The sequence below is a fragment of the Aerococcus sp. L_32 genome (assembly GCF_050689315.1).
In genome coordinates this window covers 1-792 of sequence record NZ_JBOEQF010000858.1, presented here as the reverse complement: position 1 = coordinate 792, position 792 = coordinate 1, and the positions used below count along the sequence as shown (strand labels likewise).

Sequence of the window (792 nt, the reverse complement as noted above, 5' to 3'; positions counted from 1 at the left end):
GAACCATAACGGACGGACCTTTTTAGGGGAAAATACCCAACCCTTAGGTAAAGTGGTTACTGGTTTTGGTAACAACGGAGAAGACCAAACGGAAGGTGTTATGTATAAAAATACTTTTGGTTCTTACTTCCACGGTCCTTTATTAGTTCGTAATGAACAGCTAACCAATGAAATCGTTGGCCTAGCCATTAAAAATATGCAAGCCAGATTATCGAAAGAAAACCAGTCAGCTTAAATTTGAAGTCCCTTTTGCCTAAAAGAAAAGGAGCTATGCTATGTGTGGTCGCTATTTATATGATAAAAATGAGCAAATTCTGGCCGATTATTACGAAGAAATTGCCAGTCGCGGTGTTGATGTGACTGACTTAAGGGATGGAACGGTCTACCCTTCAAATCAAGTGGTGACACTTGGCGCTAATCCAGATGGTGAAATCGTCCCTGGCATTACGCGTTGGGGCTTTACGGGTTTCAAACCCAACCAATTGATGATTAACGCCCGGGTTGAAACAGTCCGCGACAAGAAGACCTTTAAAGGACCATTTGAAGGTCAACGGATTGTTTTCCCTATGTCAGCCTTCTTTGAATTTACTGACGATCAGGAAGCTTACACTTTTTCCGATTCTGGTCACGTCATTTACGTCGGTGGCTTTTACCGGATTCATCCTGACAAAAAGACCGGGCAAAAACAAGCTGAATCGATTATCATCACTACGGAACCTGATGAAGTTGTCAGTCCCATCCACGACCGGATGCCTCTTTTGATTCCACAAAAAGATATTGCCACGTGGATTT

The 792-nt window shown here is 42.7% G+C and carries 1 protein-coding gene and 1 pseudogene; both read left to right on the top strand.

From position 1 onward, the window contains the following. Nucleotides 1-235, top strand: a pseudogene (locus ACRCJ0_RS16935) (adenosylcobyric acid synthase); the annotation flags it as partial. Nucleotides 236-275: 40 nt separating this feature from the next. Next, nucleotides 276-792 (top strand): SOS response-associated peptidase family protein (locus ACRCJ0_RS16930; protein WP_431391321.1); only part of this gene is annotated, 517 nt, incomplete at its 3' end.